This is a genomic window from Thermostichus sp. MS-CIW-26, from assembly GCF_054059115.1.
The window spans coordinates 1-19,874 of record NZ_JBSSBV010000007.1 but is presented as its reverse complement, the minus strand read 5'-3'; the positions used below and the strand labels follow the sequence as shown (position 1 = coordinate 19,874).

Sequence of the window (19,874 nt, the reverse complement as noted above, 5' to 3'; positions counted from 1 at the left end):
TGTTTCCATTCGCGTTAGCGGGACGGAGTCCAAACAGAATGGCGGTATCCCGCAAAGCTTTGAGTAGAATACCCAAAGCGCAGTTTCCGTGTCGTCTTACTACCAATTTTCTGCTTTGCTTTGGCTACCATGTTGGCAGACTCGAAAGTAAACAGAAAGATCAACTGGTAGTAATCCGTACTGAACATATTATACATTATTTTCAGTATAGTTGAGCTTATTATTGACTAGAGTCATGCTCTGAAGCGGGGTTGAGTGCCAGGTTGCGCAGCTCTATTATGATTGGCTCTCGGTGGTTCAGAAAGGGATCCCAGCAGGCGACACTCCCCCAGCGGAAGCGATAAGCTAGGAGAGTCAATTAGGTCTCTGAAGCTATGGACGCCGCCGAAATTGCCGCCTTGAAAGAGCGCATCAAGCTAATCCGCGAACGCCGGCCAGCGGTAGCCAAGCTGTTGGAAAAGCCAGACTTGGGCAGCTTGCGCGTGGATGTCAACCAAGCGCTGGAGGAGATCGACGAGTTGCTCTACGAGTTCGAGCAGACTTTTGGCCCGGAAAGCTAGAGGGCTAGTTCCTGATAAGCTGCTGCAACTGGGCCAGAACCTCAGCGCTGTGGCGGCTGGGGTTTACAATTGGGTCGATTTCTCGCAAAATCCCCTCCGGGTCGATCAAGAACGTATTGCGCAGGGCAACATCGCCCATCCAGGATCCGTAGGCTCGACTGACCGTGCCGTCGGGATCCGACAGCAAAGGAAACTGTAGCCCCTCTGCCGAGCAAAAGCGCTTGTGGGAGTCCACCGAGTCGGCGCTCACGCCCACAACCTGCGCCCCCATGGCCCGGAACTTGGGCAAATCTTGCTGAAAGCGGCGGGCCTCAATCGTACAGCCGGAAGTGAAGTCGCGGGGGTAAAAATACAACACCACCCACTCCCCCCGAAAATCCGCCAGCCGCCGTATTTGCCCGGCTTGATCTGGCAATGCGAACTCCGGTGCCGGAGAACCTATTGGCGGGAGAGGAGTAGTTCCCCACTGGGCCCAGGCAGGCTGAGTCATCCCAAAGCCCACAAGCAGGCCCACAACCAATCCCATGAAAACCCTGCCCAATTCCCTCACTGCCCCTCCGAGACCTCTCTAGAACCCATCTCTAGTTTACATAACTTTATTATGAGTCCAGGAACTCGCCTCACTGCGCAGAAGCAAGCCAGCGGGGTGGGAAGCATCTCCACTCTGCCAGCTCAATGTTGCCGCTTTGCCAATTCCTTTGCCAATTCAAGGTAACCACTTGCAGAGCAAAAGCTGCGGAGGGATCCCCAACCATCGCCAGAGTTGAGAGGTGCGTTCGATGGGGGTGTAGCGCAGTTGGGCGTACAGTTGCCGCGCGGGGAGATTGTCTTCCAATACGTGCAGATGCAAACAGCGGTAGCCCCACCCTTTCGCCACCCCTTCAGCACTGAGCAAAAGCAGACGAGCAATTCCTCGCCGCCGCCAGCCGGGCAGCACCGCCAAGTTGGAGAGGTAGGGATACTTCCCGTGGGCTGTGACCCGCAAAGAGATCTCGGCAGTGCCCACCACTTCGGATCCCACCGCAGCTGCCAGACAGCAGTAGTAGGGATCCCTTGCGGCCAGCCTGAGGCGCAACTCTTCGCGAATGCCCAGCTTGCGAATTGGGTAGATCCAGCGTTGCAGACCTGAGGGGGGATGAAAAACCTGGGCTAGAACTTCGGCCAAGGGATCCAGATCATTCGATGTAGCTGGGTAAACTACGGGGGAAGGCAACACAGGTTGAGATAGGGCAACCGCAAGCATTCTCCTTATTTTCCCAAACAACTTGCAAACAACAAAACAATAAGTGGTGACCCCCACGGGAAGCCACCACTGAACCGGTAGAACTTGGCCACAGGGAGGAAAACCACCCCTGCCGACGCGGACTAACCGCATCCAAGACTTAACTAAGACTTATTCAGTTGTCTTAACTTGTTTCCAATTTCTAGGCCAGCGCCAGTGGCCGCTCCGACACCAGAATCCGACTCTGAGGTTTACGATGAGATCTCCAGATCGCTAAAATGGCAGGCTGAGCCGTTGATGCGATAGATATCATCCGTGATGGGCTGGTAACCCACTTCCACCAGATCGGACTTGGCAGGAGCAAATATGCGGATAATTGCTCTAGCAATCTTTGAGAGAAAGGTAAACATAGCAACCTCCTGAAAGTGAGAGTGAAACTATGAACTGAGAGAACCTCGAATTGCTAAAGCCCGCAGTCCTTGTCCCACTGAGCGCTGGTTCCGACTCGCAGAGCTTGCAGGTTGAGAGCACCTGAACCTGATCACCGATTTTCCCACCCTGACTCGCTCATGAATGGAGACTCAAAATAGCCGGCTGAGCTTGTTGATCTGGCAAAACCACTTTTATTTGAGGATTATTTGAGGAACACCTAGAGCGCTCTCTCACTTTCCCAGTGGCTTGTGCAGCAAGCCCAACTGCTATCTGCCTAACTCCCCTTTTCTGCTTTGAGGAAAACCTGTCGTAGGTACCAGGTGCTCTGCTGAGCGAGACAACCACTTCTCAGGAGAGTCTGCCGAAGCAACGGATCGGAAGCTTGGATCAAAGCGTTGACCGACAGAGAATTTTGGACTTGAATTTTGGATTTGATTCAATCGAGAAGCGGTGCCTCGCGTTTGGAATGGGGATGAGATATTATCCTCCTCGCCTGAATCACCACATCCATAATCTAACCTATAGCCGATCTCTCCACCAAGGGCGGCAACCATTCTTAACAGGCTGGATCATTCCTTTAACTTGGTCTTTTCATCTCTTTTTGGTTCAGGTCAATGAGGGATCCCAGCATTCTGGATTCGGATTCCTCAGCCTCTTTCCGTCACAGGACACCTGATTTTTTGGGGAAACAAGCTGGCTCGGCGCGAGCCTTGAGCTAAACAGAAATAAACGCAAAAAAACAACGACCAACCCCTGCTTCGGGCTTAATCGCCGGAAGGAACTCATTCCCTATCCTAGAAAACTCATTCCAGCTGTAGCTCGTTTTCCAGGTTAAGAGAATCTTGATTTCGGGGCCGAGAACGCAGGATCAGCAGGGAAAAGTAGGGGGGCCGGTAGTCGGCCAGTCCTTCCAGGGTGGGGAAGAGGGTTTGCTGGGGCCAGCCGGCCCAGACCACCAAGCTGGCTTGTTGCAGCCAACCTCTTTCGGCCAGCCACTGCCAAACCTGAGGGTAGACAGAGGCCACTTTCATGAGGACGACTACCTCAGCCCAGGCACAAGCCTGCTCCAGTTCCGAGAGGGCAAACAGAGCCGGTAAAATCGCCAATTTCTCGGAGCCGAGCACCAAGGGGGATCCCAGGGCAGCAGCAGCGGCTAAGGGAGAGCACACCCCCGGTATGGCCTGGATGGGCAAGGCGGGGATCCGCTGCCGCAGGGCTTGGGCCACGTAGGCGAAGGTGCTGTAGAGGCCCACGTCTCCCTCACAGATAAAGGCGACATCTTCTCCCCTTTCTAGGAGTGGGGCTAGTTGCTGGGCAGCCACTCGCCAGGCAGCTTGCAGGACTTCCGGCTGGGTGACAAAGGGCAGGCGAAGCGGCAAGAGGGTTTGTTCCGGTCGCAGCCAAGGGCGCACAATCTGATAGGCCAGGCCCGGCTGGCCGGCGGCATTTTGGGGACAGGCCACCCAGTTGACCGTGCTGAGGATGCGGGCTGCTTTGACCGTTATCCAGTCGGGATCCCCTGCTCCAGCACTGATCCCCCAAAAGGTTCCCAGACCCATACTTAATTACGTATCAGGCGGTCTCTGTACTGCCCGTACTTCCTTCCTTCAGGCGATCCAAGGCTTCCTGCAAGGAGTTGCGCAAAGATAGGAACTTCTCCAGGCGCACCAGTTTCACCGTTTGGGTAATGCGGGGGTTGCTCACCACCTGAAAGATACCTGCGCGGCCCTGCACCAGCTTGGCCAATTGCACCAGGGCGCCGACGCCAGAGCTGTCGATGAAGTCGATCCCTGTCAAATCCAGGATCAGGTTAGGGGATCCCTCTTCCAGGTATTTGGTGACCACCTTAACAAAGACCGGCTCGGAAAAGGCATCCAGAAGGCCAGTCAGGTGAAAGACCTGGCAGTTTTCCAGCGCCTCGCGGCTGCCGCGCAAGCTGACCGTCAGAGATAGGGGTTCCGGAATGGCTCTTCTCCTTTCAACCATCTCGACAGAAGGGAACACCTGAGAGAGGCCCCAGGGTGGGTTCAATCTCGGGTGTGGAGATAGCTTAGCATCCCCGTTCTCCGCGGGAGACGGTATTTTTCCGCGGGGTCTTCGGGGGAATTACGCCTGGGAGCAGGGATCTCTTCTTTCTGTTCCCTCGTGGCAAGCCAGGAGTCCTTGGGTAGGATGGGGGCAACTGTGCCGGCAAGGTCGGCCCGCAGTGCACGAATGGCTTTTGGGAGCCTGTCAGGTTTTTAAGGGGTGGGCGGTTGGGAGAGGATCACCAAGATCCAAAGATGCAGCAGCGACAATTCAACCTTTCCCCCGGCGCTTTGGCTTGGGTGGGGGCAGGGCTGGGTTTGGGCTTAACGGCTGCCGCCTTTGGTGCCGCCTGGGGAACAGGGATCTACCTTCAAGATCACGTGCTGCCGCAGGTGGAAGCAACCCTCTCGCAAGCGATGCGGCGGCGCGTGGAATTGGGGGAGGTGAGGTTTCTGGCCCCCTGGCAGGTGAGCTTGGGAGAAAGCCGCGTTGAACATCTGGCCAGTATCGGCTCCATCGACCTCAGCCCTGATTTCTGGACTTGGCTGCAGACGGGTCAGTGGGTGCTGAATGTTACCCTAAACCAGCCGCAACTGCTGCTGATGGAAACGCTGGATCGCGGCTGGGCGGATGTGCAGTTTCAACTGCCCGAAGGGGAGGGATCCCTGCCCTTGCATGGGCTGAACATCCGTTTGCGCCAGGGATCCCTGACGGCCATCCCTTTGGTGGGGGAGCGACGCCAGTTTGATCGGCTGCAGGGCCAGGTGCAGGTGTGGCTGACTCACAATGCCCCGCCAGGAGAGGAGGATCTTTTCGGGGGGCGGGCCAGTTTCCAGGCGACGGCACGGTTGCTCCCTCGGGAGGGGGAGGGGGGGTACCCCCTGCAGCTCAGGGGGGTGGCGGATTTTGCCCAGGCTTCCGGTTCGGTGACGCTTTCTGCGGCTCGTCTGCCTTTGGATCTCTTGCCCAGTGTGGTGCCGGCGGCCCCTTTTGCGGAGGTGCAGGGGGAAACTGGCTTGGATCTCCAGGTGCTCTGGCGGCGGGATCAACCGCTGGAGTTGACGGGGCAGGCCCAGGTTCAACAGGCTCGGCTGGATCTGGAGATGCTGCCGCATCCCTTTGAAGAGGTGAACGGCTCCGTTGGCTTTACCTTGCAGGGGTTGGAGCTGCAGGGAGTCAGCGGTCGTTTGGGTCAGCTTTCCTTCACAGAGCTGAAAGGCCCTGTGGACTGGAGCCAGGGGCAGGGGTTTGGTTTGCAGGCGGAACTGGTGCCGGCCAGTCTTCAACAGATCCAAGAGACGTTTGACGTGACTGGCCTGCCGGTGGCGGTGGAGGGGGTGGTAGGGGGATCCGTAGCGGTCACTGGAGCCTTGGATCAGCCGCAGATCCGGGGACAGTTGCGGGGGCTTTCGCCGGGGCGGGTGGATCGCCTGCCGGTGTCGGAGTATGCCTTTGGCTTCCACTTTGCGGATCAAACCTTGACTTTTGAGGCAATCGACCTAAGGGCGGCGGGGGGTCGCATTCAGGGATCCGGCCAATTGCAATGGGCTGCCGGCTTGGCGGGCCAGTTCCAACTGCAGGTGACGGGGATGGATGCGGAGCAGGTGCTGGCTTTCTACGGGGGAGACTTGCCGCGCCGGGGCGCTCTTCCTTGGGTGGGGCCGGTTTCCGCTCAAGTGCAGGTGGCGCTGACGGGATCCCAACCGCGGGCGGAGGCCAGCTGGGAAAGTCTTGGGGGAGAGATTGCCGGAAGAGGGCAGCTGCAGGTTTTGCCGGAGGGTCGGGACTGGGTGGTGCAGGTGCCGCAGGCGGTGCTGGACGTGGGCGGAGGCCGGGTGGCGGTGGCGGGGCGGTGGGCGGGGGGACAGCTCCAGACGCAGTTGGCTCCTCAGGAGGTGCCGCTGGCCTTTTTCAACCCCCAATGGCCGGGATCCCTCTCTGGCGAGCTGACGGCGCAGCTGGACAGGGCGGCGGCAGCAGAAGTGGGCTTCCTGGGGGCGTTGCGGGCGCAAGGGTCGCTGGCTTTGTTGCAGCCTTTGGGAGCGAGGGGACGGCAGTGGGTTGAGGGCATCCGCGGCCAGGTGACTTGGGAGGGATCCGGACTGCATATCCAGGAGGCGGAGGTGTTGGCAGGTGGCACTCGCCTGGCCAGGGTCGAAGGGCAGATCCCCTTGGATCCCCAGACGCTGCAGGTGGGATCCCTGGATCTGAGCTTTACCACCGACGGGATTACGCTGGCAGAAGTACCCGGCCTGCCGCCGCTGGTGAAAGGAGTGCTGCAGGGATCCGGCCAGATCCGCGGACCTCTGGACACCTTGCAGGTGACTGGCAAGGCGCAGTTGCGGGGCTTGCAGGTGGGAGATGTGGCCTTTGAAGACTTGGCCGGGCCCTTTCAGGGGTCTGTTCAGGGGACGGAAGTGGATCTGCGGGGGAAGCGGGATCGACTGGCGCTGCAGTTGGATCCCCAGTTTCAGCCTTTGCAGTTTCAGGTGCAGCGGGGCGAGGCGGAAATTCGCGGCCAACGCCGGCAAGAGGAGCTCCAGGTGGCAGTGAACCAGTTGCCTCTGGCTTTGCTGGGGGGGGTGGCTGCCGGGCCGTGGGCCAGTCTGCAGGGAACCCTCGAGGGGGAGGTGGCAGTTGACCTGGCAAGCGGCGCCGCCCAAGGACGGGCTGCGGTGGCGGATCTGCAGTTGGGAGGGATCGAAGTACGGGGCTTTTCGGTGGATTTCGACTACCAGACTGCGGGCGACTCCGGCTCTCCCCGGCTGACCATTGCTCAAGCCCAACTGGATTTGTTCGAGAGCACCTATACGGCTAGGGGCACCTTAGAGCTGCCTGCAACTCTTCTGCAAGCCGGTTTGGATCCCACCTTGGCGGCTCTCGCTCCCCAAATTGACCTAGAGATCAGCACCCATCAAGGTCGGCTAGAAGATATCATCTCCGCCTTCAAGTGGCGGCAGTGGCGCGACCTCACCACCCGGGGTTTCCAATTGCCCCCCTTGGGCCCTGCCTCGGTGTTGGAGACCGATCCGGTTGGTTTGCCCAACCATCCTCTCCTGGAGCAGCTGGAGTACTATGCCCAGATCTTGGCCGTCCACCTGGAGACCTTGGCCAGCCGCATGGATCCGCTGTTCGCGTCAGCGGTGCGGAGCACTTTCCCGCCGCCCACAAGTCTGCGAGGGGAATTCCAAGCCAGCGTTAGCCTGGTCGGCAGCCTCAACCGGCCTAGCGTCAGCTTTCACCTTGAGGGCCAGAATTGGCAGGCAGAGGAGTTTGGCATCGAAAGCCTTACTGCCAGGGGCAGCCTGGCTGGAGATGCAGTTGTGTTGGAGCCGCTGCGGTTGCGCAGTGGCGAACGTCAAGCCCTTTTTGTGGGCAAGCTGGGCCTAGAGGAACAGTCGGGATCCTTGCAAATCCAAGGATTGCCTCTGGCTTTGCTGGACCGCTTCCTGCCAGAGGAGCTGGAGCTGCAGGGGGATCTCAACCTGGACGTGGAGCTGGCCGGCAACCTGCGGGATCCCCATGCCCGCGGATCCCTGACAGTGGTCAACGCCCAGATCAACCAGGTGCCGCTGCGGGAGGTGGCGGGACAATTCGACTACCAGCGGGGGCAGCTGCGCCTGGACGGCGCCCTGCTGGCCAATGGTGACGAACCCATTCGCCTCTTTGGCCTGGTGCCCTACACCCTGCCCTTTGCCGAGGTGCGGGCCGAATCCGACCAGATCGACCTCACCCTGCAAGCCAAGCATGGCGGTCTGCGCCTGATCAACCTCTTCACCGACCAGGTGCGCTGGGAAGGCGGCCAAAGCCAACTGGAGCTGGCCATCCGCGGCACCTTGCGAGAGCCCAGCCTGCAGGGGAACTTGAGCGTCAACTCGGGGATCCTCAAGCTGGCAGCCCTGCCGGAGCCCATTACCGACCTCACAGGCCAGATCGCCTTTAACCTCAATCAGCTGCAAGTCCAGGAGCTGCGGGGACAGTTGGGGGGTGGATCCCTTTTGGCTGAAGGCTTTTTGCCCGTCAACTCTCGCGGTGCCCTGCAGATGGACGAAACCTCGCCACCCTTAACTCTGCAACTCCAAGGGGTCCAGCTCAACCTGCCCAACCTCTACACTGGCCATCTGGACGGCGAGGTGGCTGTCAGAGGGCTGCTTCTGCAACCTTTGCTCGAGGGGCGGCTGGAGGTTTCTCAAGGGATCGTGGATGTCAGCCCCCGCCGGGCAGAACCTGAGGCCGCAACAGCTGCCGCCGGCTCGACTTCGCCGGATCCCTTCTGGCAGCCGCGGCTCAACGGACTGGAGCTGGTCTTGGGGCCAGGGATCCGCGTGCAGCGTCCCAATCTGTTTGAATTCAATGCTGCCGGCACCTTGCGCCTGTTTGGCACTCCTCAGGATCTGCGCCCAGCGGGCACCATTGCCCTAGAGCGAGGCCGCATCAACCTGCCCCTTGCCAACTTTCGCCTGGATCGCTCCCGCTCCAATACCGCCACTTTTGACCTAGACAACCCCTTCGATCCCTTCCTGAACCTGCGCTTGATGACCCAGGCCATCGAGGTCTATCGCTTTCCCCAAGAGCTCTCCCCCTTCGACACCAACCGCAACCTGCCGGGATCCCAGCAGAGCATCGAGATTTTCGCCACGGTCAACGGGCGGGCCAGCCAGCTGGCTGAGGCGGATCCCCGCAACGGGGTTCTGGCCCTTTCCAGCAGCCCCAGCCGCTCCCCCGAAGAGATCGTCGCCCTCCTGGGAGGCACAGCTCTGGCCCGCCTCAACCCCGAAGCGGGAGTGGCCGGCCTGGCCGGAACTGCCTTGCTCAACGATGTGCTGGACACGCTGCGGGACACCCTGGGCCTAGACGAGGTGCGCATTAGCCCCGTCCCCCAGGTCGATACCCGCGCTGCCAACCGCTCCTCGATAGGGCTAGCGCTGGAGGTGGCCCGCGATCTGGGGCCAGCCACTTCCATCTCGGTGCAGCGCAACCTAACGGATCCCTTTCAGCCCACCCGCTACAGCGCCCGCTACCGCCTCAACGAGCAAACCCTCACCCGCGCCAGCACCGACCTCGAGGGCAACAATGTCATTTCCATCGAGTTTGAGACCCGCTTCTAATGGGATCCGCTCCGGAGTTTGGCAGCAGGCTTTGGATGGCCAGGGATCCCTTGAAAAAAGATTTAGTGGAAAAAGCTGCCTTACAGGTAACGGCTAATGTCTTCTCCTCGCTCCGCCAAAAACGACAAGGCCCGGAAGCGCAGCCCTGCCACCTGGTCGTAGAAGGGGTTAAGTTTGCACATGGGCGGAATATGCATCACCTTGTGGCCAAACAACACCACATCTCGCTCGAAGGGACAGCGGGCCGGGATCCACCGGCAAAGGAAGTGGGCCAAGCGGGGATCGCGGATGCTGAAGTTATCGATAGCCGATTGGATGGGTCGCAATGGAGCCTGCAACCAGTCGCGCAGGTGAGTTGTAGGTTTGAAGTGCACGGAAGTCATGGAACCGGTCAGCTCCTGAGGAGCTCTGCGAGCACGTTGCCAAGAAATAGTTGTGGAACCCATAAGCTTTCACCTCACACCTTTACCTTTGAAGAAGGAGCAACCTTTGATCGATTACGGCGCATGAAATCGTCAATAATCGACAATTCTTATGCTTTGTGTCGAGTTTGTATTGAGGGAAACATCAGCCATCTCTCTTCCCTCTGTTAGTCTGCCTTCCTCAACAGAAAGCTTGCTTCTGTAAACAAGAATCTCTGCTCAATGTTGTAGAGCTACATGTTTTGTCTCCAAAAGTTAATATGTAACGAAAAATACAAAAACTCCTCTGCTCTTGTCCACCAGCCGATTCCCTGTCAGGATCCCTGAAGTTCCTCAGCTTGGGCTCTGGAGCCAGATGGGTATCCATCGCTCCTATTTCTAGGATGGAACAAGCCCTTTGGGCGGAGTAGAGGGATCCCCGTAATCACACTTGCCTTGGCAGGGTTGTTTTTCTTTTGATCGAGTTTGGCTTGGGAGCGTCTCGGTTGGGAGTTACGGAGGATAACAGCCAAGGGATGCCGGCTGCTGAGCGTTCTACAATGCCAGGAGAGATTCCCAGCGGGTGCACATCCGGCGGTGGGTTGGGATCCTTGATTTTGTCTCTGGCTTTCTTGAGAGGCTGCCCATGAAATTGGCCTATTGGATGTACGCTGGCCCTGCCCATATCGGCACGCTGCGGGTGGCCAGCTCCTTCAAAAACGTTCACAGCATCATGCACGCTCCTCTGGGAGACGACTATTTCAACGTGATGCGTTCCATGTTGGAGCGAGAGCGGGATTTTACTCCGGTAACCACCAGCGTCGTTGACCGGCAGGTGTTGGCGCGGGGATCCGACGAAAAGGTGATTCGCAACATCGTCCGCAAAGACGGCGAGGAGCAGCCGGATCTGATCGTCGTCACCCCCACCTGCACCTCTAGCATTTTGCAGGAAGATCTGCATCACTTTGTCCGGCAGGCCCAGTTGGCCAGTCGCTGCGATGTGGTGCTGGCAGATGTCAACCACTACCGGGTTAACGAATTGCAGGCAGCGGATCGCACCCTGCAGCAGATTGTGGAGTTCTATATCACCAAAGCTCGCAAAAGCGGGGAGTTAGACGGCCTGCCCCAAAAGACGGAGCGGCCTTCCTGTAACATCCTTGGCATTTCCACCCTAGGGTTTCACAATGCCCATGATCTGCGGGAGCTGAAGGTGCTGCTGCGGGATCTGGGGATCCAGCTCAACCTGGTGATCCCGCAAGGGGCCAGTGTCCACGATCTCAAACACCTGGGGCGGGCTTGGTTTAATGTGGTGCCCTACCGGGAGCTGGGGCCGATGACAGCTCGCTATCTGCAGCAGGAATTCGGCATGCCTTACATTGAGATCACCCCGATGGGGGTGGTGGAAACGGCTCGCTTCATCCGCCAGATCCAGCAGACCCTAAACGAGCAAGGGATCCCTGTCGATTATGAAGCCTACATCCAGGAGCAAACGCTTCACATTTCCCAAGCGGCCTGGTTTTCCCGCTCCATCGACTGCCAAAACCTAACCGGCAAAAAAGCGGTGGTCTTCGGGGATTCCACCCACGCGGCGGCCATCACCAAAATCCTGGCCCGCGAGATGGGGATCCACGTGGTGTGGGCGGGCAGCTATTGCATCTACGATGGGGAGTGGTTCCAGGCAGAGGTGGGGGAATATTGCGATCAGGTCTTGATGACAGAGGACCACACCCGCGTGGCGGATGCGATTGCCCAGGCGGAACCTGCTGCGATTTTCGGCACCCAGATGGAGCGGCATGTGGGCAAACAGCTGCGGATCCCTTGTGGGGTCATCTCGGCCCCCATCCACGTGCAGGATTTCCCTATCGGCTACCGGCCCTTTTTGGGCTACGAGGGCGCCAACCAAATTGTGGACTTGATCTACAACTCCTTTACCCTGGGCATGGAAGATCACCTGTTGGAGATCTTCGGTGGCCACGACACCAAGGAGGTGATTCACAAGAGCCTGAGCGCCGATTCCGACCTCATCTGGACGCGGGAAGCCCAGGCGGAGCTGAACAAGGTGCCCGGCTTTGTGCGCGGCAAGGTTAAACGCAACACCGAAAAATTTGCCCGCGAACGAGGCTTGACCGAGATCGGTGTGGAGGTCATGTACGCCGCCAAAGAAGCTTTTGGAGCTTGAAGGGATCCCGTTGACAACCTTTACCCTGGGTGGGATCTTCCATCTGACGTTTGCCTATGCGTCTCCTGGTTACCGGCGGGGCGGGCTACATCGGCAGCCACACCTGCAAAGCTCTGGCGGCCTCTGGCCATCTGCCCATCACTTACGACAACTTGGTTTACGGGCACCCCTGGGCAGTTCGCTGGGGGCCGTTGGAGATTGGGGATCTCGCCGACCGCCAGCGGCTTGATCAAGTCATCCAGCACTATCGCCCAGAAGGGGTGATTCACTTTGCTGCCTATGCCTATGTGGGCGAGTCGGTCAAGGATCCCGGCAAATACTACCGCAACAATGTGGCCGGATCCCTGAGTTTGTTGGAGGCCATGCGGGATCACGGGATCCCTTACATAGTGTTCTCCAGCACCTGTGCCACTTATGGGGTGCCAGAGCGGATCCCTATTCCCGAAAGTCATCCGCAACGTCCCATCAACCCCTACGGCCAGAGCAAGCTGATGGTGGAGCAGATCTTGCAAGATTTCCAGGTTGCCCACGGGATCCGATCCATTAGCCTGCGCTACTTCAATGCCGCCGGAGCCGATCCCGATGGCGAAATTGGGGAGGCCCATGACCCGGAAACCCACCTGATCCCCTTGGTGTTGGAGGCCGCCGGCGGCCAACGTCCTCACATCACGGTTTTTGGAGAGGACTACGATACCCCCGATGGCACCTGTATCCGCGACTACATTCACGTCACCGACCTGGCTCAAGCCCACGTGTTGGCGGTAGAAGCGCTGGCCTCTGGCCGGCCCATACAACCAGCCTACAACCTGGGCAATGGCCAAGGCTTTTCCGTCAAAGAGGTCATTGCCACCGCAGCAGCCGTGACCGGAAAGCGGATCCCGGTGCAAATGGGAGCGCGCCGCCCTGGGGATCCCCCGCGCTTGGTGGGCGATGCCGGCGCCATCCTTCGCGATCTCAACTGGAAACCTCTCTACACCGACCTGGCCGAGATCATTCAAACTGCCTGGCGCTGGCACCAGAAGCGACCCTACTTTGGGAAAGCCAAGCCCTCGGTGAGCTAGGAACGCCTAGCCCGGCGGGCGATAGGATAGGGAGAAACCGCCCGGCTAACAACTTCCCCGCCCCGCATGGACGACAAGATCACACCCGATACCCTCGCGGTTGTCATGACCACGGTGGGATCCGAAACCGAGGCCCATCGCTTGGCTCATACCTTGGTGGCCGAACGTTATGTGGCCTGTGCCCAGGTCTTGCCCGGGATCACGTCCTACTATCGCTGGCAGGGATCCCTGCAGACCGATGCCGAGTTCCTCATCCTGCTCAAATTGCCCGCAACTGCCTATCCCCGCCTGGAACAACGGCTGCGAGAGCTGCACCCCTACGCTGAGCCCGAGATCCTGGCCCTGACGGCCAACTTGGTGAGCACAACCTATTTGGCGTGGGCCCGCGACCAGGTAGGCTAGGGAATAGTGCACAGTTGGCCATGATCGCCCTCTACCCCGGCAGCTTCGACCCGATTACCCTTGGGCATCTCGATGTTATCGAGCGAGCCAGTCGTCTCTTTTCTAAGGTGATTGTCGCCGTCTTGAAAAACCCCAACAAAACCCCTCTGTTCAGCCCAGAGCAGCGGCAAGCCCAGATTAGCCTGTCCACGGCCCATCTCAAAAATGTTGAGGTTGATACGTTTTCAGGTCTGACGGTGGCCTACGCCCGTCAACGGGGGGCAAAGGTGATCGTGCGCGGCTTGCGAGTCTTGTCGGACTTCGATGTGGAGCTGCAAATGGCCCACACCAACAAGCTGCTGGCTCCCGAACTGGAAACCTTGTTCCTTGCCACCGCCAGCGAGCACAGTTTTGTCAGCAGCAGCCTGGTGAAGGAGGTCGCCAAGCTGGGCGGCCCCATCGATCATCTAGTGCCCGCTCCGGTGATTCGAGATTTGCGGGAGCGCTTTCCCTTGGCCTGAGGGCTCAGGGATCCCCTCTCCTTCCCCAATCAAAATTCAAAGGGCTGCATCCCTGCCGTCACCGGATCAAACCCCACCGGGAAGCAGGTGCTGTGATTGTAGAGGGATCCCCTCAAATTGGCCCCTTCCAAGCAGGCTCCCTCAAGGTCGGCATAGCGCAGGTCGGCACAGCGCAGGTCGGCCTTCGCCAGATTGCTGCCCCGCAGGTTGGCGTAGCGCAGGTTAGCCCCATGCAAATCGGATCCCTCGAGATTGGCCCCTCGCAGATCGACCCCCCTCAAGAAGGCATACTCCAAGCAGGACTGGGGAAAATGGCGCTCTCCCCGCTGGTAGCGGCTGAGCAACTCTGAGGCCCCTTGTAGAGCACACTGGGCAATGGTTTGAGTCATGGTACTGCTCCCAAATCAGACTGGATGCCTTATTTCTATCCTCATCCCTATCATCGGGTTGACCAGGTTTTGATCATCCCTGCTTAACAAATGATTTCAGTTTTTGAGTGGATTGTTGCCCCCAAGTTTTTTTGGAAAGATCTATCCTCAGAGATATAGAAGTCTTTCCTAATCGGCAGCTTGTGCAGCAATGTTTCTTAATCCTTTTTGTGAAGGATGCTTAACGGCTGGGCTTGATCGCCAACCCCAAACCCCACCGGGAACGCAAGCTGACCTGATCTTGCTGGGCTGTATGGATCCCTCAATTTCTTCTTTTTCAGCACTCCCCCAACCAGAAGGTGTTTCTCCAGAGCTGATTGAACCAAGATAATTGGGATAATGATCGACTGGATCACATCCGTAGTTTGCGATTGAGTAGGGATTCTCTGCAAGCGATATAGACCCTTATCTCTGTTCAGGATGTTCACCTTTCTTTAACTAGAGCTCTATGCCCAAACGTAAGCGAATCGGGATCCTCACCAGCGGCGGCGATTGTGGCGGCCTCAACGCCGTGATTCGAGCGGTGGTGCGGCGGGCCCGCGACTACGACATGGAAGTTTATGGCATCAAAGATGCGACGGCAGGGCTCATGGCTCGACCGGTGGAGGCGGAGCTGCTGGATGTGAAGCGGGTTTCCGGCATTTTGCGCTACGGCGGCACCATCTTGGGCACCGTGAACAAAGGCAACCCCTTCGCCTACCCTATGCCCGATGGCAGCTTGGTGGATCGCTCGGCAGAGGTGATCACCGGCTACCACCGGCTTGGGTTGGATGCGCTGATCGGGGTGGGGGATGATGGCAGCTTGGCCATTCTCCGGCAACTGGCCCTGCAGGGGGATTGGAACTTTGTCGGGATCCCCAAGACCATCGACAACGATGTCGGTGCCACCGAGTATTCGGTGGGGTTCAACACAGCTCTGAGCGTGGCTGTGGAAGCCCTAGATCAGCTCACCTACACGGCCATCAGCCACAGCCGAGTCATGGTCATGGAGGTGATGGGGCGGGATGCTGGCCACATTGCCATCAGCGCTGGCATTGCCGGGGGGGCGCATGTGATTTTGATCCCGGAAATTCCCTACAAGCTGGAGAATGTCTGCAAAAGAATCCGCGACCGCAAAGAGCGGGGCAATAACTTCAGCATCGTGGTGGTGGCGGAGGCAGTTCGCACCGAGTCGGGGGAGCCGGTGACCTACACCAACAGCCTGGGGCAGTCTCTCTACGGCGGCATCGGCCATTACATCGGCAACGAGATCGCCCTGCGCACCGGCATCGAGACGCGGGTTATGGTTTTGGGCCACCTGCAGCGGGGAGGTACGCCCTCTCCTCTGGATCGCCTGCTGGGAGCAGCCTTTGGGGTGGCTGCTGTGGACTTGATCGCCCAAGGCAAATACGACCGCATGGTGGCCTGGCAAAATCGGCGGGTGGTGGATGTGCCCCTGGCAGAGGCCATCTCCCAGTATCGGCGGGTGGAGGTGGACGGGGCTTTGATCGCCACGGCCATTGGGCTGAATACCTACGTGGGCGAGGTGGATCCGCAGCTTTTGCGCAGCATTTCCCCCTGATCTTCCGGCAAAAAGGACACGTGGGCAGAGACAATCTTCCAGCCGATATCGGGGAACCTGTACCCCATCTGGCTTTGGCGGCCCAAGCGAGGGATCCCGTTCACCGGACGGCGAAACTCTAAGGTGACCGAGCCGCAATCCGCCCCAAAGGTGACTACCTGCAAACGCAGCATCTCGCGGGCCAAATTCGTGGGAGGACGCCGTTGGCGAAAAGCCTTGATCTCGTCTCCCCCGTAGAGATTTTCCCCCACACCAAAGCGCACCACCTGGGGGCCATCCCAAAACAGGCGGTTCAGGGTGGGCACATCATTGCTCGTCAGGGCAGCTTCGTACTGATGGTAGAGCATGCCTCTAACCCCCAAAACCCTGAACTTTGCTGAATTTACTGAGCTTTAGGCGGTTTGGCAAAAGTCATTGAGAGGGATATAGTAGACCAAGTTTCCCCCTGATCCTTGAGTCCACCGCAACGGTTGCCGGGAAGTGAAGGGGGAAAGCGCTCGGGGGGTATTCCTCAGGGCTTTGCGGGATACCGCCTTCCTGTTTGGACTCCGTCCCGCTGACGCGAACAGAGATAGGCAGGATGCGATCGCTTCTTTCCTGAACCATGTTCAGGAGAGTTCAGCGTGAATGTATCAGTTCGGTTAGCTCTGCCACCACCTCGGGGCGATTCACCACACTCATGGGCCGGGCTCTCGTGCAATCGAAATGGGATCCTATCGGCTCCAGGAGCAGCAGGAGGTTCTGGAAGAACAGCGGGATCCCATCGTGCGGCAAGACATCTCTAGGATCTAGGGGCTGAGAACGGCTTGCAAAGACCGCACATCGCAGTAGTACACCTGATGGCGGTGGGCATACCCCTTCAGCTCCACAGCCTGATGGGAGAAGCAGGCGGCTGCCTGCCCCAGCTGTTTGGCCAAGCAGGTATAGGTGTCCTGGCTGATCGCCAGGTCGGCGTTGAGGGTGCGGGTAGCGCTCTCGATGCGAAAGGCCAAATTCACCGTATCTCCCAGAGCCGTATATTCTTGGCGGGTGTTGTTGCCCACCTGGCGCACGATTGCCGAGCCTGTGTTGACCCCTGCCCCCAGACGAATGGGAGAAGGCAGCGGAAACTCACTGTTCAGCTGCTCGGTCATTTGAAACAGCTTCGCTATGGCCTGCAAAACCGACTTCACATCGAGGTGAATTCCCGGCACTTCCGTGCCCAGAGAAGCAGTGTTGGCTTGGGGCACATGGAACCAAACGGCCATAATCGCATCGCCAATGTATTTATCGACAGTGCCCCCGTACTGCTGAATGATATCCCCACCCCGCCGGAACCAATCGCCCATCACCTGGGAAAGCAGGCGCTCGTCCAGTTGTTGAGTCAGTTGTCCGTAACCTCGCACATCCACCACCGCCACCGAGATCAGCCAGCGGGTTTGTAAAACCAGGGTGTCCGAAGGTTTGGCCGCAGGGCTGGGTTCCGAGCTGGCCAGGGATCCGCTGTGGAACTCCAGCTGGGATTGTCCAAGGGTGAGGTGATCCCCATCCTGCAGCAGGGTGGGAATGCTGACGCGGCGATTGTTGACAAACGAGCCGTTGCGGCTGCCCAGATCGATGAGATAGATGCTGTTGTTGTCGAGGTATTGCAGCAGGGCATGTTGGCGGGAAACGCTGGGATCGCTCAAGACGATGGCGTTGTCCTCATCACGGCCTAGGGTCCAAGCGGTCGCTCCCGAGAGAACGTGTTTTCTTTGGCTGCCATCCGGCTCTTTTAAGACTACATAGGGTGCGGCAGTGGCGGCAGATTCGCTCGTGACGCTCATGATGGGATAAGTTGTAGACGCGACCACACTTTAATAAATACGATACCCCGCTCCCCTTCGGTTGATCGGGAAGATGCCTGGGCTGGATTTCTAGGCTGTCTTCGTCGAGAGATGGAGGTCTGAGGATGGGCTTGGCGGGGGGCCAACCCGACCGATATCATTTTGTGTAGATACGTTAAGGCGTATGCTGGATCCCTTCCATCCCATTCCCGCTGAGCAACAGCCGCTCCGGCAGTATGCAGAGCTGAGGGAGGCCTTTCCTTTTTCCTGGCCCGCTTTGGAGTGGATCCCTTACTTAAAACGAATCTTTGGGGTTTGGGGAGCTGTTGTGCTGGCGGTTTCCCCGCTGGTTTGGAGCAGCTTTGCCGGAGATTGGGGCCACTTTGTCTCTGGGTCGGTGCTGGGGGCCAATGTCTTGCTCGGCCTGGTGTTGCTCCATCTCTACTTGGGATGGGCTTATGTGCGGCGGCGCTTGGTACAAGCCCAGATTCCCTATGAAGAAAGTGGCTGGTACGATGGGGCGATGTATGCCAAGTCAGAAGAGGAGCTGGCTCAGCATCGGCTGATTGTCAGGTATCAGATTGATCCTGTGTTGCAGCGCCTGCGACGGAGCTTGTGGGGCGTAGTGGGCTTGAGTGGGTTGGTGGCCCTGCTGTGGCCTCTGGGGTAGGCAGTTGGTTGGCTGTTTTTAGGATCCCGGACAGTGCACATCACTTCTGATCTGGCTCAAACCTTGCGACCCACCGCTGTGGCCATCGGGAACTTCGATGGCTTGCATCTGGGCCATCAGAAGGTGCTGCAGCCGATTCGAGATTCTCTTCAGGGGGTGCGCACTGTCCTCACCTTTCATCCCCATCCTCAAGAAGTCTTGACGAGGCGGCCTCAGCTGTTGCTCACTCCCCCTGCCGAAAAGCTGGATCTGTTGGCGCAAATGGGCTTTGAGCAGGTGGTACTGCTCCCCTTCACCCCTGCATTTGCCTGCCAGCCCCCCCAAGAGTTTATCCAAACGGTACTTGAACAGGGCCTGCGCGTTCGCCATCTCAGCGTCGGTTGGGATTTTTGCTTTGGTCACCGTCGCTCCGGCAACGCCCAAACGCTCCAGGCTTGGGGATCCGAGCGCTGCATTCCGGTGGAGGTGATCCCGGAGGCGAAACTGAACGGGGAACGGGTGAGCAGCTCTCGCATTCGAGCTGCCTTGGCGACCGGGGAGGTGTCCACTGCCGAAGCGCTCTTGGGTCGCCCCTATCGTCTGATGGGAGAGGTGGTGCAAGGGGATCAGCGGGGCCGACAACTGGGCTTTCCCACCGCCAACCTCCGCTTGCCTCCGGAGAAGTTTTTGCCCCGCGATGGGGTGTACAGCGTTTGGGTGGATGTGCCTGCTGCTGCGGCAGCTCTACCTGGGGTGATGAACATTGGCCATCGGCCCACCTTTGCCGGTTTACAGCACACCGTCGAGGTGCATCTATTGGATTGGACAGGAGATCTCTACGGGCAAGAGGTGCGGGTGGCGCTACGGGGCTTTATCCGCCCAGAGCGGAGATTTCCCACGGTGGCAGATTTGATTCAGCAAATTCAGCAAGATTGCCAAACAGCCCGCCAGCAATTGGGTTTGGCTGAGCAAGTGGGTATGGTGTAGGGGGATCTATGCCGAAGAGAGCTCGCAAGCACCGATGCTCACCCAGGCGCTGCTACCATCTCGCCAGTATTCTTTTTTCCAGATGGGGGCGTTGTGCTTGAGGGTGTCGATGGCAAATTGGCAGGCGGCAAACCCTTCGGCCCTATGGGGGGTGCCTACCGCCACCAAGACGCTGATCTCGCCAATGCGCAACTTACCGATGCGGTGGTGGATGACCACGCTGTTGGCGTCTGGCCAGCGCTGCTGAATCTGCCGGGCAATGTCGGCGAAGACCTTCAGGGCCATGGGCTCATAGGCTTGGTATTCCAGGTAATCGACAGGGCGGCCATTGGTGTTGTCTCGAACGGTACCGCTCATCACCATCACGGCCCCATTGCCCGGATGGGAGGCCTCTTGGTGGACACGGTCGATGGACAGGGGAGCCAGGGTGATCTGGAAGGAAGTCTTCAGGACGGTCAGGAGCATGACTCTAGTCAATAATAAGCTCAACTATACTGAAAATAATGTATAATATGTTCAGTACGGATTACTACCAGTTGATCTTTCTGTTT

The 19,874-nt window shown here is 58.6% G+C and carries 18 protein-coding genes and 1 pseudogene; 9 read left to right on the top strand and 10 right to left on the bottom strand.

From position 1 onward, the window contains the following. The first annotated feature begins 374 nt into the window (after positions 1 to 374). The gene (locus tag ACVWZU_RS04095; RefSeq protein WP_414344512.1) at positions 375 to 560 is read left to right on the top strand and encodes a hypothetical protein; all 186 of its coding nucleotides are present in this window, start codon (positions 375 to 377) and stop codon (positions 558 to 560) included. Positions 561 to 564: 4 nt separating this feature from the next. Here ACVWZU_RS04095 and ACVWZU_RS04090 read toward each other — a convergent pair whose 3' ends face one another. The 5 genes from ACVWZU_RS04090 to ACVWZU_RS04070 all read right to left on the bottom strand — a co-directional run bounded on the left by ACVWZU_RS04090 (position 565) and on the right by ACVWZU_RS04070 (position 4,200). Continuing rightward, entirely contained in the window at positions 565 to 1,050 is a 486-nt protein-coding gene (locus ACVWZU_RS04090; RefSeq protein ID WP_414417500.1) for a peroxiredoxin, read from the bottom strand. 216 nt (positions 1,051 to 1,266) lie between these two features. Next, positions 1,267 to 1,725 (bottom strand): GNAT family N-acetyltransferase, encoded by a 459-nt coding sequence (locus ACVWZU_RS04085; RefSeq protein WP_457384573.1) that lies wholly within the window; start codon positions 1,723 to 1,725, stop codon positions 1,267 to 1,269. A gap of 308 nt (positions 1,726 to 2,033) precedes the next feature. Next, on the bottom strand, positions 2,034 to 2,192 hold the full coding sequence (locus tag ACVWZU_RS04080; protein WP_414329361.1) for a hypothetical protein: 159 nt from the start codon (positions 2,190 to 2,192) through the stop codon (positions 2,034 to 2,036). A gap of 825 nt (positions 2,193 to 3,017) precedes the next feature. Then, positions 3,018 to 3,773: a precorrin-2 C(20)-methyltransferase gene (locus ACVWZU_RS04075; protein ID WP_414350039.1), complete on the bottom strand. Its 756-nt coding sequence runs from the start codon at positions 3,771 to 3,773 to the stop codon at positions 3,018 to 3,020. A 13-nt stretch (positions 3,774 to 3,786) separates the two neighbouring features. Further along, positions 3,787 to 4,200 (bottom strand): STAS domain-containing protein, encoded by a 414-nt coding sequence (locus tag ACVWZU_RS04070; protein WP_011433770.1) that lies wholly within the window; start codon positions 4,198 to 4,200, stop codon positions 3,787 to 3,789. A 296-nt stretch (positions 4,201 to 4,496) separates the two neighbouring features. Between ACVWZU_RS04070 and ACVWZU_RS04065 the strand changes: the two genes are divergently transcribed. After that, complete coding sequence (locus ACVWZU_RS04065) at positions 4,497 to 9,350, top strand: translocation/assembly module TamB domain-containing protein (protein ID WP_457443498.1); 4,854 nt, start codon at positions 4,497 to 4,499, stop codon at positions 9,348 to 9,350. A gap of 80 nt (positions 9,351 to 9,430) precedes the next feature. On the opposite strand, the pseudogene ACVWZU_RS04060 reads toward ACVWZU_RS04065, so the two are convergent. Beyond that, a pseudogene (locus ACVWZU_RS04060) lies at positions 9,431 to 9,676 on the bottom strand (Mo-dependent nitrogenase C-terminal domain-containing protein); the annotation flags it as partial. Positions 9,677 to 10,397: 721 nt separating this feature from the next. Here ACVWZU_RS04060 and bchB point away from each other — a divergent pair. The 4 genes from bchB (at position 10,398) to coaD (ending at position 13,893) form a co-directional block, all read left to right on the top strand. Beyond that, positions 10,398 to 11,930, top strand: a complete 1,533-nt coding sequence (bchB, locus tag ACVWZU_RS04055; RefSeq protein WP_457403330.1) for a ferredoxin:protochlorophyllide reductase (ATP-dependent) subunit B — start codon at positions 10,398 to 10,400, stop codon at positions 11,928 to 11,930. 56 nt (positions 11,931 to 11,986) lie between these two features. Further along, the gene (gene galE / locus ACVWZU_RS04050; protein WP_457443559.1) at positions 11,987 to 12,991 is read left to right on the top strand and encodes a UDP-glucose 4-epimerase GalE; all 1,005 of its coding nucleotides are present in this window, start codon (positions 11,987 to 11,989) and stop codon (positions 12,989 to 12,991) included. Between the two features lie 66 nt (positions 12,992 to 13,057). Next, positions 13,058 to 13,393, top strand: a complete 336-nt coding sequence (gene cutA, locus ACVWZU_RS04045) for a divalent-cation tolerance protein CutA (RefSeq protein WP_457403328.1) — start codon at positions 13,058 to 13,060, stop codon at positions 13,391 to 13,393. Positions 13,394 to 13,413: 20 nt separating this feature from the next. After that, positions 13,414 to 13,893 (top strand): pantetheine-phosphate adenylyltransferase, encoded by a 480-nt coding sequence (coaD, locus tag ACVWZU_RS04040; RefSeq protein WP_011433776.1) that lies wholly within the window; start codon positions 13,414 to 13,416, stop codon positions 13,891 to 13,893. A gap of 29 nt (positions 13,894 to 13,922) precedes the next feature. Here coaD and ACVWZU_RS04035 read toward each other — a convergent pair whose 3' ends face one another. Further along, positions 13,923 to 14,282 (bottom strand): pentapeptide repeat-containing protein, encoded by a 360-nt coding sequence (locus ACVWZU_RS04035; RefSeq protein ID WP_414344503.1) that lies wholly within the window; start codon positions 14,280 to 14,282, stop codon positions 13,923 to 13,925. Positions 14,283 to 14,769: 487 nt separating this feature from the next. Here ACVWZU_RS04035 and ACVWZU_RS04030 point away from each other — a divergent pair, with 487 nt between their 5' ends. Beyond that, complete coding sequence (locus tag ACVWZU_RS04030) at positions 14,770 to 15,882, top strand: ATP-dependent 6-phosphofructokinase (RefSeq protein WP_457443496.1); 1,113 nt, start codon at positions 14,770 to 14,772, stop codon at positions 15,880 to 15,882. Here ACVWZU_RS04030 and ACVWZU_RS04025 read toward each other — a convergent pair. Both ACVWZU_RS04025 and ACVWZU_RS04020 read right to left on the bottom strand, forming a co-directional pair. After that, positions 15,834 to 16,229, bottom strand: coding sequence for an AtzH-like domain-containing protein (locus tag ACVWZU_RS04025; RefSeq protein ID WP_457403325.1), 396 nt, complete (start codon positions 16,227 to 16,229; stop codon positions 15,834 to 15,836). The genes ACVWZU_RS04030 and ACVWZU_RS04025 overlap by 49 nt on opposite strands. A gap of 441 nt (positions 16,230 to 16,670) precedes the next feature. After that, positions 16,671 to 17,687, bottom strand: a complete 1,017-nt coding sequence (locus ACVWZU_RS04020) for an FHA domain-containing protein (RefSeq protein WP_457443494.1) — start codon at positions 17,685 to 17,687, stop codon at positions 16,671 to 16,673. A gap of 184 nt (positions 17,688 to 17,871) precedes the next feature. Between ACVWZU_RS04020 and ACVWZU_RS04015 the strand changes: the two genes are divergently transcribed. Together ACVWZU_RS04015 and ACVWZU_RS04010 are read left to right on the top strand one after the other, a co-directional pair. Continuing rightward, the gene (locus ACVWZU_RS04015; protein WP_457443492.1) at positions 17,872 to 18,357 is read left to right on the top strand and encodes a CGLD27 family protein; all 486 of its coding nucleotides are present in this window, start codon (positions 17,872 to 17,874) and stop codon (positions 18,355 to 18,357) included. Between the two features lie 33 nt (positions 18,358 to 18,390). Continuing rightward, positions 18,391 to 19,323, top strand: a complete 933-nt coding sequence (locus ACVWZU_RS04010; protein WP_414384440.1) for a bifunctional riboflavin kinase/FAD synthetase — start codon at positions 18,391 to 18,393, stop codon at positions 19,321 to 19,323. Positions 19,324 to 19,329: 6 nt separating this feature from the next. On the opposite strand, the gene ACVWZU_RS04005 is transcribed toward ACVWZU_RS04010, so the two are convergent. Then, positions 19,330 to 19,788 carry a molybdenum cofactor biosynthesis protein MoaE gene (locus ACVWZU_RS04005; RefSeq protein WP_457443490.1) on the bottom strand — a complete coding sequence of 153 codons (459 nt, stop codon included), beginning with the start codon at positions 19,786 to 19,788 and terminating at the stop codon, positions 19,330 to 19,332. Positions 19,789 to 19,874 lie beyond the last annotated feature (86 nt).

Coding starts and splice junctions, on each gene's coding strand:
- ACVWZU_RS04095 (WP_414344512.1), top strand. CDS start 375: ATGGACGCCGCCGAAATTGCCGCCTTGAAAGAGCGCATCAAGCTAATC.
- ACVWZU_RS04090 (WP_414417500.1), bottom strand. CDS start 1,050: ATGACTCAGCCTGCCTGGGCCCAGTGGGGAACTACTCCTCTCCCGCCA.
- ACVWZU_RS04080 (WP_414329361.1), bottom strand. CDS start 2,192: ATGTTTACCTTTCTCTCAAAGATTGCTAGAGCAATTATCCGCATATTT.
- ACVWZU_RS04075 (WP_414350039.1), bottom strand. CDS start 3,773: ATGGGTCTGGGAACCTTTTGGGGGATCAGTGCTGGAGCAGGGGATCCC.
- ACVWZU_RS04070 (WP_011433770.1), bottom strand. CDS start 4,200: ATGGTTGAAAGGAGAAGAGCCATTCCGGAACCCCTATCTCTGACGGTC.
- ACVWZU_RS04065 (WP_457443498.1), top strand. CDS start 4,497: ATGCAGCAGCGACAATTCAACCTTTCCCCCGGCGCTTTGGCTTGGGTG.
- bchB (WP_457403330.1), top strand. CDS start 10,398: ATGAAATTGGCCTATTGGATGTACGCTGGCCCTGCCCATATCGGCACG.
- galE (WP_457443559.1), top strand. CDS start 11,987: ATGCGTCTCCTGGTTACCGGCGGGGCGGGCTACATCGGCAGCCACACC.
- cutA (WP_457403328.1), top strand. CDS start 13,058: ATGGACGACAAGATCACACCCGATACCCTCGCGGTTGTCATGACCACG.
- coaD (WP_011433776.1), top strand. CDS start 13,414: ATGATCGCCCTCTACCCCGGCAGCTTCGACCCGATTACCCTTGGGCAT.
- ACVWZU_RS04035 (WP_414344503.1), bottom strand. CDS start 14,282: ATGACTCAAACCATTGCCCAGTGTGCTCTACAAGGGGCCTCAGAGTTG.
- ACVWZU_RS04030 (WP_457443496.1), top strand. CDS start 14,770: ATGCCCAAACGTAAGCGAATCGGGATCCTCACCAGCGGCGGCGATTGT.
- ACVWZU_RS04025 (WP_457403325.1), bottom strand. CDS start 16,229: ATGCTCTACCATCAGTACGAAGCTGCCCTGACGAGCAATGATGTGCCC.
- ACVWZU_RS04020 (WP_457443494.1), bottom strand. CDS start 17,687: ATGAGCGTCACGAGCGAATCTGCCGCCACTGCCGCACCCTATGTAGTC.
- ACVWZU_RS04015 (WP_457443492.1), top strand. CDS start 17,872: ATGCTGGATCCCTTCCATCCCATTCCCGCTGAGCAACAGCCGCTCCGG.
- ACVWZU_RS04005 (WP_457443490.1), bottom strand. CDS start 19,788: ATGCTCCTGACCGTCCTGAAGACTTCCTTCCAGATCACCCTGGCTCCC.